The organism is Nitrobacter sp. 62-13 (assembly GCF_001896955.1).
Classification (GTDB): Bacteria; Pseudomonadota; Alphaproteobacteria; order Rhizobiales; family Xanthobacteraceae; genus Nitrobacter.
Map to the genome: position 1 here is coordinate 15042 of NZ_MKRN01000183.1, position 13227 is coordinate 28268.

Annotated in this window: 11 protein-coding genes and 1 pseudogene; 7 read left to right on the top strand and 5 right to left on the bottom strand. The window is 56.3% G+C overall.

Annotated features, from left to right (window positions below):
- The first annotated feature begins 27 nt into the window (after nt 1–27).
- From BGN91_RS13680 to BGN91_RS13690, 3 genes are read left to right on the top strand one after another with little or no spacing between them, the layout of a single operon-like run.
- Nucleotides 28–807, top strand: coding sequence for a class I SAM-dependent methyltransferase (locus BGN91_RS13680; RefSeq protein ID WP_292613992.1), 780 nt, complete (start codon nt 28–30; stop codon nt 805–807).
- Complete coding sequence (locus BGN91_RS13685) at nt 804–1733, top strand: SDR family oxidoreductase (protein WP_292613994.1); 930 nt, start codon at nt 804–806, stop codon at nt 1731–1733. The genes BGN91_RS13680 and BGN91_RS13685 overlap by 4 nt, the downstream gene beginning before the upstream one ends.
- Nucleotides 1730–2917 (top strand): glycosyltransferase, encoded by a 1188-nt coding sequence (locus tag BGN91_RS13690; protein WP_292613996.1) that lies wholly within the window; start codon nt 1730–1732, stop codon nt 2915–2917. The genes BGN91_RS13685 and BGN91_RS13690 overlap by 4 nt, the downstream gene beginning before the upstream one ends.
- Nucleotides 2918–3017: 100 nt before the next feature.
- Here the strand turns inward: BGN91_RS13690 and BGN91_RS13695 are convergent, their stop codons facing one another.
- Nucleotides 3018–3965, bottom strand: a complete 948-nt coding sequence (locus BGN91_RS13695) for an NAD-dependent epimerase/dehydratase family protein (RefSeq protein WP_366408579.1) — start codon at nt 3963–3965, stop codon at nt 3018–3020.
- The gene (locus BGN91_RS13700) at nt 3962–5161 is read right to left on the bottom strand and encodes a glycosyltransferase family 4 protein (protein ID WP_292614000.1); all 1200 of its coding nucleotides are present in this window, start codon (nt 5159–5161) and stop codon (nt 3962–3964) included. The genes BGN91_RS13695 and BGN91_RS13700 overlap by 4 nt, the downstream gene beginning before the upstream one ends.
- A gap of 148 nt (nt 5162–5309) precedes the next feature.
- On the opposite strand from BGN91_RS13700, the gene gmd reads away from it, so the two are divergent.
- Complete coding sequence (gene gmd, locus BGN91_RS13705; protein ID WP_292614002.1) at nt 5310–6395, top strand: GDP-mannose 4,6-dehydratase; 1086 nt, start codon at nt 5310–5312, stop codon at nt 6393–6395.
- Nucleotides 6376–7320: a GDP-L-fucose synthase gene (locus tag BGN91_RS13710; protein ID WP_292614004.1), complete on the top strand. Its 945-nt coding sequence runs from the start codon at nt 6376–6378 to the stop codon at nt 7318–7320. The genes gmd and BGN91_RS13710 overlap by 20 nt, the downstream gene beginning before the upstream one ends.
- A 307-nt stretch (nt 7321–7627) precedes the next feature.
- On the opposite strand, the gene BGN91_RS13715 is transcribed toward BGN91_RS13710, so the two are convergent.
- On the bottom strand, nt 7628–8572 hold the full coding sequence (locus BGN91_RS13715) for a glycosyl transferase (RefSeq protein WP_292614010.1): 945 nt from the start codon (nt 8570–8572) through the stop codon (nt 7628–7630).
- 637 nt (nt 8573–9209) lie between these two features.
- Between BGN91_RS13715 and BGN91_RS13720 the strand changes: the two are divergent.
- Together BGN91_RS13720 and BGN91_RS13725 are read left to right on the top strand one after the other, a co-directional pair.
- Nucleotides 9210–9552, top strand: a pseudogene (locus tag BGN91_RS13720) (transposase); the annotation flags it as partial.
- 284 nt (nt 9553–9836) lie between these two features.
- On the top strand, nt 9837–11861 hold the full coding sequence (locus BGN91_RS13725; protein ID WP_292614012.1) for an SDR family NAD(P)-dependent oxidoreductase: 2025 nt from the start codon (nt 9837–9839) through the stop codon (nt 11859–11861).
- 193 nt (nt 11862–12054) lie between these two features.
- On the opposite strand, the gene BGN91_RS13730 is transcribed toward BGN91_RS13725, so the two are convergent.
- Both BGN91_RS13730 and BGN91_RS13735 read right to left on the bottom strand, forming a co-directional pair.
- Nucleotides 12055–12633 (bottom strand): NUDIX domain-containing protein, encoded by a 579-nt coding sequence (locus tag BGN91_RS13730; RefSeq protein WP_292614006.1) that lies wholly within the window; start codon nt 12631–12633, stop codon nt 12055–12057.
- A 244-nt stretch (nt 12634–12877) separates the two neighbouring features.
- The coding region (locus BGN91_RS13735) for a UDP binding domain-containing protein (RefSeq protein WP_292614008.1) at nt 12878–13227 on the bottom strand (350 nt) is incomplete at its 5' end.

The following is a 13227-nucleotide window of genomic DNA, read 5'->3' on the forward strand; positions in this document are numbered from 1 at the left end:
CGTAAACAGCTGGACCGGCGTCAGTTGGTGCTCGACGCGTTTTATGATGACCCATTGGTTGCCGCGGCCGAGCGTTACTTCGCCGGCGACGAGTGGCAGGCGGTTTCGAAGTTGCTGCGAAACTGTACCGGCCGGGCGCTTGACGTCGGCGCCGGGCGCGGCATTGCCAGCTATGCTCTCGCGCGTGATGGGTTTACAGTCACCGCGCTCGAACCCGATCCTAGCGCCATCGTCGGAGCGTCGGCGATCCGGGCGCTTGCCGCGGAGAGCAAGCTGCCCATCGAAGTGATCGAGGAATTTTCCGAACACCTGCCGTTCGATGACAACACGTTCGATGTCGTATTCGCGCGGGCCGTACTGCACCACACCCGCGACCTTGACGCCGCCTGCCGTGAAATGTTTCGCGTGCTTCGCCCCGGCGGAATTTTCATTGCCGCGCGCGAACATGTGATTAGCAAGGAAGCCGATCTCGGGCAGTTCCTCGATCAGCATCCGCTGCATCGCCTATATGGCGGCGAGCATGCATTTGTTCTCGGTCGCTATATCGGGGCCCTCCGAGGTGCGGGCTTTGCTCGTGTCGAGATTCTGCGGCCGCTCGAAAGCCCGATCAATCTATTTCCCTACACGATCGATACGTTGCGGAACGCCGTAATTGACAATTTCTCGCGTAGGTTTTCCCTCGGTCCGCTATGGCGTGTCGCGCTTCGCTCCAACCGCTTTTTCGAATTTCTGTTGTCGGTCGCAGAGCGCTTCGACAATCGGCCTGGGAGGCTTTATTCATTCGTCTGCCACAAGGCGGCCACATGAAGGTCTGGATAACGGGCGCCAATGGTTTCATCGGCCGGTATCTTGCGCGGAGGCTGGCGGATGCTGGCAAAACTGTCCACGGCATCGGCCACGGCGCGTTAGAAAATCCCGACCGGAATCGCTTCGGTCTGCAAAGATGGCTAAATGGTGAGATCGACGCAGCTAACCTAAGCGCTATCGCCCGTGCGGAGGGATTGCCGTCAACGATCTTTCATCTGGCTGGCGGATCGTCGGTCGGATTGTCTATTGCGCAGCCTTATGAAGATTTTTCTCGCACAGTCGTCACCACGGCGCGATTGCTCGAGTGGCTTCGCAGCTCGGCGCCTGCTTGTCGGTTGATCGTTGTGTCGAGTGCTGCTGTCTACGGAGCGGACCACCGGGGACTGATTCCCGAGGATGCAGCGACGGCTCCGATGTCGCCTTACGGTCAGCACAAGCTAATGATGGAGCAGCTGTGCCGGAGCTACGCCGTCACATTCGGACTACAGAGCACGGTGGTACGGCTCTTCTCGGTGTATGGACCGAACCTGCGCAAGCAATTGCTATGGGATTTGTGTTCGCGTCTGCGGAGAGGCGAGCAAACACTGGAGTTGGGCGGAACCGGTGACGAAATGCGAGATTGGACCGATGTTCGCGATGTTGCCCGCTTTCTGGTGATGATGAATGATATGCCGCAGTCGAAATCGTTTGAGCTTATGAACGGTGGTTCCGGTCTCGGCACCAGCGTTGCGGATATTGCCCGAATGCTGACAAAAAAATGGGGCGAAGGCATCGCCGTGCGCTTTTCTGGCGTGGTTCGGGCCGGGGATCCTTTCAGTCTGGTGGCCGACCCTGCGGGTGTCCATGCCGTGGGTTTTGATTGGCAGATTCCGGTATCACGAGGGGTCACCGATTACGTCGACTGGTTTAAGGATCAGGTTCATTGACCCGCCGAGCGCCGCTTCGTCTGGCATTCACGCACATTTCTCGTAAGCTCTGGGCTGGTGGGTACAATTATCAGCGCAATCTCTTTGCTGCCTTGCATCGTTACCGTTGCGATGAGTTTGCGCCGGTGGTGTTTGCGGGCGTTGCCGACGATGTCGATGACCTTGCGGGCCTTGCCGTGATTCCGAAAGTCGAGGTGGCGCAGGCCGCAGCCTTCGACCGACACAGATCGGGACTGGCGTCGGCGCTGGTAACGGGCATAGACCGCGCTGCGGTCGCGGCGTTTCGCGAACACAATATTGATGTTGTTATTGAAACTGCCCGCTTTTTCGGCTCGCGCATGCCTTATCCGGCGGTGGCGTGGTTCCCCGATTTCCAACATCGGCGCCTGCCTCAGCTGTTTTCGCCGGTGGCGAGATGGCGCCGTGACATCGGTTTTCGCATTCAGATTGCAGCTGGCCGAACTATCATGCTTAGCAGCGAAAGCGCGTTGCGGGATTGCCGAGCCTTTTATCCCGATATTGCAGGCAAAGCATCGGTTGTGAGGTTCGCGACCCAACCTTCGGCCGAGCTTCTGACCGCGGACCCGCTAGAGATCCTGGGCCAATATGAATTGCCGCAGCATTTTTTTTATCTGCCGAACCAGTTTTGGCGGCACAAGAACCATCAGGTCGTCATTGACGCATTGGCGACTCTCGCGAGTCGTGACGTCGATGTGGTCGTCGCCGCATCCGGTAGCAAGGATGATCCGCGCGAACCGAATTATTTTGAAAGTCTCGAAAGGCAGGTTGATGCCCGTACCCTAACTCGTAATTTCCGCTATCTCGGTATGATTCCAATGCCGCATGTCTATGCTCTGCTGCGCGTTTGCACCGCGTTGATTAATCCGTCGCGCTTTGAGGGATGGAGCACAACGGTCGAAGAAGCGAAGTCATTTGGCGTGCCGATGATCCTCTCCGATCTTGAGGTTCATCGTGAACAGACGTCAGGGACCGCGCGCTATTTTGGAACGGACGACCCGCTAACGCTCGCGAATCATCTTGCGGCCTTTGCGAAAAATCCTCAACCGATTTCGATGCGATATTTGCTCCCAAATCTTAATGAGCGGGTCTCGGCTTTTGCTTCCGACTTCGCGCAAACAATTCAGCGGGCCTTGCTTTCTAATCGAAGTAGCGAAACGGAATAGGGATCGTTGGATTAGTGCAGCAAAATCAAGTGGCTCAGTGACCTTTCGATCTGACAATCGAATTTGGCGGAAAAGCTGGCATGCTGTCTCACGGATGAGACTACCGCTGGGAAGGCGCGACTGCCCGTGCAAGACCTTCGGACAACGTCAGGGGACACTTCCACCCCGTCGCGCGTGCCTTCGCAGTATCGATCTCCAGCGATCCCAGCAACGCATCGCTCAAGCCTAAATAACGTAATGGAATACGCAGCATCGGCGTCGGAATGGGGAAAAGGCGCGGGATTCGTGCGCTCGCATGCGCTAACTCGCGGATAAATCTCGGCGTTGAAACCTGCTGATCGTCTGCGAGAAGAAGAACATCAAAATCCGAAGAAATCTCCGTCGAGAGGCGGTAAGCGATGAAAGAGCTAAGGTTTTCAACGCCGAGGAAAGCACGACGATTGTGAATCATCGAAAAGGGAAGGGGGATACCCTTGTGGACAGCAAATGTAAGCCGATGAAAATTGCCGCCTGCACCACCCCCATAGATCATGGGCGCGCGAACGGCAGTGACCGCCATAGATCTCCTTGAGGCCAGCTTCGCCAGCTCCGCTTCTGCGGCCGCTTTTGATCGTCCGTAAACGGTCGTTGGAGCAATCTTGTCGCGCTCGCTGAATGGCGGCCTTCCATCAGACACGCTGCCATTGACAGCAACACTGCTTAGAAAAATGAAGTTGCGCACACCGGCGTCTGCGGCGTTACGCGCAAGCTGCATGGTTCCATCCACGTTAATGGAAAAATATAACTCCTCTTCACGCTGTTGTATGCGGATAGACCGGTGGGCACGGGCAGCCAGATGTACAACCGCCTGTACTCCGTTCAGTGCGGGTTGCCAGTCTGTTGATGGTCCTAGGTCGAAACCGGTAACCACATCTATGTTCGAACATTGCGGAGCGGGAGATCGTTGAGCGAGCCGTACGTGCCATCCAGCTTGATTCAACGCGGCCACTATGTGGCGTCCCACAAATCCATCCGCGCCAGTGACCAGAACAACAGGAGCCATAGTCATGTTTGGCGTTCGAAACCAGCGCGCAAGACATTGCCGACGACCTGTCTATAGCCGGCCATCGCACGGTCGTGCGTGTATTTGAGTGCGGCAATAGCGCTCTGTCGTCCTTTCAGAGCCGTGGCTGCGTGATCGGAAGCTGCCGCTCGAATGGCGTTCGCGAGTTCAGTTGGATTCTCTGGAGGGACCACCCAGCCAATGCCTTCTTCCTGAACAATCAATGCGGCCTCCGAGGTGGCTTCAGCAGCGACAATGACAGGCCTCCCAACGGCAAGGAGATTATAGAGGCGGCTCGGGACCGACACACCCGCGATATTGCGACGATAGGGGATGACCCAAACATCAGCGGCCGCTAAAAAATCCTCTAGTTCAGAGTTCGGAACGGGATTCATCAACGTTACGTTGCCAAGGGGGGCGGCTGCCTGAAGTTCTTTTAATTTCTCCCAACCGCTTCCCCAGCCAGAAAGTAGAAATTGAATATTTGGCTCCCCTTCCAGCAATTTGGCAGTCTCGAAGACAGTCTTGGCGCTATGCGTAAAGCCCAAATTACCCGAAAGCCCCACAACGAGTTTTTCGGTGTGCGGGCGACGGAACGGATTTTCTGATGTGAGAGCGCGATAATGAATAGGCAGAAGCGTCCAATTGGGAATAAATTTGATCTTGCTGGTCTGGACACCTTTGTAGCGTAACAATAAAGGCTCTACGTCTCGACCGATTGTAATGATTGCATCAAGGACCCGGAACAGAAAGCCGTTAGCAAAACGAATTCCTTTCGTGAGCAGAGATCCTGGCTTGACTAGTCCTGCCATCTCCAGCGCTTCTGGGTACAAATCATAAATCAGCAGCATGGCTGTGGCGCCGCGCAATTTTGCCGCCAGAGTGACCGCAAATGGTAATGTAAATGGTGTCGTGACGCAGAAGACCATGTCATTTCTACTGGTCTGTCTGAAGGTTACAAAAAATGTTCGGATGGAGAACAACAATATGGCAAATGACCGTTTTACTAACGCGCCTTTCTCGGGCACCCAATTATCGATCTCAACTACCCGAGGCTCATCGTCTTTTGCAGCAGACACGGCGGAATTTTTGGTCCCCGATAGAACCAGAGTTTCGGCTATCGCGGTCAGACCTCTGGCTATCGCAGTCATGTAGGCAGCGGTGGTGCTTGAATCGGGAGCATAGTGCTCGCTCACGATCACGATTTTTCCTAGTTTCTGCATGAAGGTCCTAAATGCCACGCCGGTTGCGGCACGGTCAAGATAGCCTTAATCCAAGGGCTAGAGGATTCGACGGATTTGTCGGTCGGACCGCCCTTAAGATAGCCCTGAAATTTAATTGGATGTGATAATGTCTGCTCAGGATTCAAAGCGCCGCGTTGCGCTGATTACCGGTGTTACCGGCCAGGATGGCGCCTATTTGGCCGAGTATCTGCTGGGCCTTGGCTATGTCGTGCATGGCATAAAACGCCGCTCATCGTCCTTCAATACCGCCCGAATCGACCATCTTTATCAAGATCCGCATGTTGGGGACGTGCCATTCTCGTTGCATTACGGCGACATGACAGATTCGACCAACTTGATCCGGCTGATGCAGCAGATCCGGCCAACGGAAATCTATAATCTCGCGGCTCAGAGCCATGTCGCCGTGAGTTTCGAAAGCCCAGAATATACCGCTAACGCCGATGCAATTGGAGTGTTGCGCCTGTTGGAAGCAGTCCGAATTCTGGGCTTAGAGAAAGAAACTCGTTTTTACCAGGCCTCCACGTCGGAGCTTTATGGTCTCGTGCAAGAAGTTCCGCAGAAGGAAACGACGCCGTTTTACCCGCGCTCTCCGTACGCGGTGGCGAAGCTTTACGGCCATTGGATCACGGTCAACTACCGCGAGGCCTACGGCATTTTTGCTTCGAACGGAATCTTGTTCAATCATGAGAGCCCGATCCGAGGCGAGACCTTTGTGACGCGCAAGATCACGCGGAGTATCGCTCGCATCGAGACTGGACTTGAGGACTGCCTCTACCTCGGCAATCTCGACGCCAAGCGCGACTGGGGACACGCGAGAGATTATATCGAAGGCATGCACCGTATCCTGCAGGCGGATGAACCGGACGATTACGTGTTGGCCACAGGGGAGACTCGTTCGGTGCGAGAATTCGTGCAGGCCGCGTTCACGGAAGTTGGCCGCAGCATCGAATGGCGCGGCACGGGCGCTGATGAAGTCGGTGTCGATCAGGCATCTGGAAAGACACTGATTCGCATCGATCCAGTCTATTTTCGGCCAACTGAAGTCGACTTGCTAATAGGCGACGCCAGCAAGGCAAGGGACAAACTTGGATGGAAGCCGAAGATCACGTTTGCCCAGCTTGTCAAGGAAATGGTGGCCTGCGATCTGGCGAACGCTAGGCGGGAGGTCGGCAATGGTAAGAACTCTGTTTGAGCTTAAGGGCAAATCCGTTTTTGTCGCTGGCCACCGCGGCATGGTTGGCAGCGCCCTGGTGCGCCGGCTGGCACAAGAAGACGTCGAGATCCTCACCGTCCCGCGCAGCGAGGTCGATCTGCGCAATCAAGCGGCGGTCAACCGATGGTTCGCGGAAATGCGTCCGCAGGCCGTGTTCCTGTCCGCGGCCAAGGTTGGGGGAATCGTCGCGAACGATACGCTCCGGGCTGAGTTTATTTACGAAAACCTGGTGATCGCAGCGAACGTCATTCATGCTGCTCATGTTGCGGGCACTCAAAAACTGATGTTCTTCGGCTCGTCCTGCATCTATCCCAAACTCGCCCCGCAGCCATTGCGAGAGGATTCTCTGTTGACAGGCGTGCTTGAACCGACCAACGAGCCGTATGCAATCGCCAAAATTGCTGGACTAAAAATGGCTGAAGCTTACCGCCGGCAATACGGCTCCGACTTCATCAGCGTCATGCCAACTAATTTATACGGACCCGGCGACAACTATCATCCGGAATATAGTCATGTCGCCGCGGCACTCATCTGTCGCTTTCACGAGGCCAAGGCCTCAGGTGCGTCAAACGTTACGGTTTGGGGCACGGGCACGCCGCGCCGGGAATTTTTATATGTGGATGATCTCGCCGACGCATGCATTCATCTGATGAAGTATTATTCGGAAGAAGGTCTAGTCAACATTGGGACCGGGGAGGACATCACCATTGCCGAGTTCGCCTCTCTGACGGCAGCTACTGTTGGATACACGGGCGATATTTGCTTCGACACCTCGCGTCCCGACGGCACCCCTCGCAAGCTGCTCGACGTTGACCGGCTTAAAAAACTGGGATGGCGTGCACGGACCTCGCTCAAAGACGGCCTTCCACTAGCTTATGCCGCCTTTCAGGCACGATCGCATTAATGGGCCGCCTGCCTTGGGGACGTTCTGCCGGAACTGAGATCGCCGCCGACGGAAGGCCTGTAGCGTGGGGCCGTGAGCGCAATCCCGCAGCTGACCGCGTGTTGCGAATAGCCAGGTTAAGACGGATACCGTCTTTAAATGCCGCGGCGCTTTTCGGATTCTCGAGCGAGACTGGAGCGAAGGGGTCAAAACTAATATTTTACGTAGCGGATTCCACGATCGCCGCGGGTGCGGAAGCCCTGGTGGTGATTTCCGAGTTCAGTATTGGTTGATGCGATTCTAGAGGCCGGTGGTCCGCAACAGACGATCAGCGCGGCCGCGCAAATCTGAACATCACCCATACCACCGCAACAGTGCCAATGACGAGCAGCGATAATTTTGCCGTGATCGATGACGTTGTGGTGGAGGCGATGGCGAGCCCCGCTAAACCAATGTTGAGAGCAAACACCGTGCAGACCACGCCAGTGACGGTAAAGCCATTGTCAGTCGCGCGTTGATAGAAGTGCAAACGATGCGCTGTCCAGATTTTTTCGCCCGCGAAGAGACGGCGCAGCATCGTCACCGTAGCATCAGCCAGGTAATATAGCGGTAATAGCAGCGCGGCAGTCAAGTAGCCACGATAGGCCAGCTCCAGTAAGCACCAGCCCAGTAGCAAGCCGATTGGTAGGCTGCCCACGTCCCCCAGAAAAACTTTCGCCACGGGGCGATTGAAGGGCACAAAGCCAAGAACTGCGCCGCCAAGCGTTGCAGCAACGATTGTAGTTGCCCAAGGTAAGTCGCCTATGAGTCCCAAAGCGACAACAGTGGCAGCTATCGGCACCGTTTCGGCCACCGTCATCAAGTCCAGTCCGTCCATGAAGTTAACGAGGTTGACGAACCAAAGTCCCCCAATCAATAGAATGCCGCGCTCGAGCCACAGCGGACAGGCAGGAATGTACTGTAATTCGCTGGGTATCGTCAGGACGACGATACCAACGGCGAGGCCCTGCGTCGCCAGACGCGGCAGTACGGGAATGGATTTGAGATCGTCAATGGCTCCCACTGTCGCGATAAACAATGTCGCGCCGAATATCGTCGCTGGGAATTTCAGCCCAGTTGACCGGAATAATGCGATCAGAACACCAGCAACGATGAGAGTGGCGCCGACCACCGCGATACCACCGCCTTGGGGAGTCGGAGTCTTGTGCGAAGACCGGGCATTCGGTCGCGCTAAAGCAAATCGCAGCAGCAAGGGACGAAGCGCCCACGTCATGGCGAATGACAGGATGGCCGCTAGAGCAACGCCCAGCAGCGGGAAAACTAAGCCCAATGATCGTGCTCCAAAACTGATGGTGTATGGCACCAGATCGTATATCTTTTGATGGCATGACCGTCGAGTCGGCCGCATCGCCGTGGAAGGTTTGTGATTGGGGACGGAATAATGGGCAGAATGCGGTCTGCGAGCTCATTCTGGTTCGCGGACACCAGAACCACCGTAGCTTCGGTCGGCAGCGCGGACGGTGGCCTGAATGACGCAATTGCCAAATATGCCGTCGGACTTACGAGGCGCCGGCACGGTGTCCAGCGGCTCCCCTTGTCATCGCCGATCCGGTGAACTCGCCCCCGCGGCACGGGGCAGGTCTTGTCGTCGATGTCGACGGCGGCCGCGAACGAACATGAGGCACGGAGCGCCGAAGCGCTTGTCAGTTCTCGATCCGCGTGCCGGATATCACTTTTACTATTGGACAATCTGGGTTCGTAGCGCGGCAACCGGTCAATCCAAGCAATAGACGTATTCGGTATTTACGATAACGAACCAAGGAGCTCACGCCGCCTTCGGCGGTCAGTGATGACGTGCTCCCCGAAATTCCGGCCATTGATAAGTTGGGTCCATCCAAAGGAGATGGGCCATGCGGCGGAGCCGTTTCACTGAAGATCAGATTATTGCGGTGCTTTCCGAGCACGAGGCGGGGCTCAAGACGAAGGAGCTGTGCCGCAAGCACAGGATCAGCGACGCGACCTTCTATAAGTGGAAGGCCAAGTTTGGCGGCATGACTGTGCCGGAGACGGCTCGGCTCGTTCTCTGGAGGATGAGAACCGCCGGCTGAAGAAGCTGCTGGCGAAGTCTGTTCTCGACAAAGCGGCTCTGAAGGATCTGCTGAGAAAAAACTGAGAGGGCCTGCGGCGCGGTTTGCTACGGTGAAGCAGGTGATCGACGATCACGGCTACTCCGAGCGGCGGGCCTGCAGGCTGACACTCCGATGTCGGCATTCAGGTTCGGGGGCGTGCAGACCCGGCGCGCCGCCGTCCGCGTGATCGGAAGGGGAATTGAATAACAATGCCAGTGAGGATCGGCAGGCTTGACAAGCGGAGTACGGTGCACCACGCCTGCATAATCTCTCCAGCCAGATTGATGACCGTTGCGCATGACTGATGGCTTTAATTTGGATGACTAAGCTTTTCTGGATAGCAGGGCTCTGCGTTTTGCGTTTTCCTTTGGAAATCCAAGGCTGTATCGAATGACCGGACCTGCCGCGATGAACCGTCTCTCGCATTTCACCTACCGCAACCTGCTGATAGCAATCCACGACGCGGCAGCAACCACGCTGGCCGTGTTGGTGAGCTTTTATCTTCGTTTTAGCGGAGATTCGCTCAACGATCGTTTGCCGTTATTTCTAATGATCCTTCCCCCTTTCGTCGCTGTGAGTGTAGTCGTTTGCTTTATCTTTAATCTGACCACGGCTAAATGGCGGTTTGTTTCGCTGCCGGACGTTTTCAATATCGTGCGTGTGGCGACTATCCTGACCCTCATCCTGCTGGCATTAGATTATATTTTTGTTGCGCCAAATGTTCATGGAAGTTTTTTCTTCGGCAAGATGACCATCTTTCTCTACTGGTGCCTCGAGATTTGTTTTCTGAGCGCGCTGAGATTCACTTATCGCTATTTTCGATATATGCGGACGAGAAATAAGGCCCAGACGACCGATGCGGCGCCGGCCTTGTTAGTCGGTCTGGCTGCGGATGCAGAAATCGTATTGCGTGGATTTGAAAGCGGCGCGATCAAGGAGTTTCGGCCGGTCGGAATTCTATCGTCATCTCCCACCGACCGCGGTCAGTTGATCCGTCGCACACCTGTTCTTGGGGACCTTGATGATCTGGAAGATGTGGTGAACGATTTCGTGCGACGTGGAAGACCGATCAGGCGCGTGGTGATGACACCTTCCGCCTTCGTCTCCGAAGCTCGCCTCGATTCTTTCCTGTTTCAGGCTCGCAGGTTGGGACTGACAGTCAGTCGTGTCCCATCGCTGGAGCCGGGCGAAGCCGCGCGATTGAAGCCGGTCGCGGTCGAGGACTTGTTGTTGCGACCGAGCCACAAGATCGATTATGCCCGTCTTGATGCATTGATCCGGAATAAGGCTGTGATCGTGACAGGGGGTGGAGGATCCATCGGTTCTGAAATCTGCGATCGCGTTGTCACGTTCGGTGCGACACGATTGCTCATCATAGAGAACTCCGAGCCGGCGCTTTATGCGGTGATGGAGCGTTTGACTTGTGCGAGCGAAGCCATTGTTGAGGGAAGGGTTGCCGATATCCGCGACCGGGCCCGCGTCCAGCGGCTGATGCAGGAATTCAAGCCGGACATCGTCTTTCATGCCGCGGCGCTAAAGCACGTGCCGATCCTTGAGCGAGACTGGAGCGAAGGGGTGAAAACCAACATTTTCGGGTCCATAAACGTGGCAGATTCCGCGATCGCCGCGGGTGCGGAAGCCATGGTGATGATTTCGACCGATAAGGCGGTCGAGCCGGTGTCCATGCTCGGTCTGACTAAGCGATTCGCTGAGATTTATTGTCAGGCGCTGGATCGCGAACTTAGAGTTCAGTCTGGTGGCAAGGTGCCGATGCGTTTGATTTCCGTTCGATTTGGAAACGTGCTGGCCTCGAATGGCTCGGTGGTGCCGAAGTTCAAGGCACAGATTGAAGCGGGGGGGCCCGTCACGGTAACTCATCCCGATATGGTCCGATATTTCATGACAATCCGTGAAGCTTGTGACCTGGTCATTACCGCCGCGACCCACGCGATGACGCCGGTTCGACCAGATGTATCGGTGTATGTACTCAACATGGGGCAGCCCGTTAAGATCGTCGAACTGGCTGAGCGCTTGATCCAGCTGTCTGGACTTCAGGTCAATCGCGACATCGACATTGTCTTCATCGGAATGCGACCCGGCGAGCGGCTCAACGAAATCCTATTCACGAGTCAGGAGCCGACGATCGAGATTGGGATACCCGGAATCATGGCGGCAAAGCCGAACCACCCGCCGCTGGACGTCGTTCAAAAGTGGATACAGGTGCTTAAAACTGCGACCGCGAATGATGATCGGACCGTGATTAAATCTGTGTTGGTTGACGCGGTGCCGGAGTTCGGTGGTCAACACCGGCCGGTCAGCGCCGCCGCGCAAACCGGAACATTACTACCCGCAACAGCGCCTGTAACAGGCATCCATAATTGCGCTGTGATCGATAAGGTTGTGATAGAGGGAGTCCCACCAAACCGATGTTGAGTGCGGACACCGTGTAGACCACGCCGGTGACGGTATTACCATTGTCACTCGCGCGCCCTCGAGAAATTGCCTACTGGACCACAAAACGGGGCAGCTCCACTAACGCCTAATAGCGTAATTCAGGAGGACCACTTTTCAGGGGGCAGACCACTCTCGCTACAGATTTAACGGTCCTGAGCCTATATCCGCTGAGCTACCGCGGAGTATACCCATTCCGACGAAGCTGCCGGGACAAGACCATCTCCTGTAGGATCTCACGGTGCTCCTCAAAAAGCTCCGCGGTATCCAGGCTGGGGATCTCGTGCCAATCGGCGGCGCCGGCGTCGTCGCCTGCTGTGACGTCGACTTTGTCCTGATCCGGAAGGTCGAACACGTAGGCGATGGTGATCACACGGCCGCGTGCGGCACGCTTAGGATCGTCGAAGAGGCGCCAGCCGGTTATGCAGTCTTTCAAGAATTGCGGCTGTAGTGGGCCTCGTTGGCTCGCTGGTCCAGCCTCTTCAATGAGTTCGCGGACAGCTGCGTCCTGGATCAATTCGGAGTGCTCGACGTATCCGCCGGGCAGGGCGAGACGGCCCCGGCCTGGCATGCCGGCGCGCCGTATGAGCAGAATTTTGCCGCGGTGGAGAACCACGGCATCGGCCGTGACGAACATTGGCGGGTAGGGCGTGCCGGACCACTTCGCCCGAAACTCTTCATTCCAGCGGCGATCCTCTTCGTCGGTAGCGATTGGTATTTTATTTTCGATCATTTTATCCTCTTCTACCGGCATCGCTCATGCGCTTGAGCGGGACTTCGAGTCTCTGGGTCGATCCCGTTCCGGAAGCGCTTTCACCGGTCACTTATTGGTATTGGCGCCATTGAAGAAGATGCCGACATTCAACGTCAATGGCTTAACATTGGGGTGGCCCGCGGTTTTGAATGTGATGACGACGGCGCTCACGAAGACGACAGTCCCGACCGGCGTACTGGTTATCATCGAGTGGGGACCAACGGTGTTGATGGGTGGCCGCGTTCTATGGCCTTTCGCGGCCGATGCTGCTGTAGAGGAAACCCAGTTCCGCCATCTCGGTGGGAGGATAGACGTTGCGCAAGTCAACCATGACCGGCTGCTTCATGATGCGCTTCAGGCGCTGCAGGTCGAGCGCGCGGAACTGGACCCATTCGGTCACGATCACCAGCGCGTCGGCGCCCTCCGCGCAGGCATAGGCGTTTTCGCAATACTCGATATCGGGAAGCTCGCGCCGCGCCTCCTTCATGCTCGCGGGGTCGAAGGCGCGGACCTTCGCGCCCATGTCGCAGAGGCCCGTTATCAGCGGGATCGACGGTGCCTCGCGCATGTCGTCGGTATCCGGCTTGAACGCCA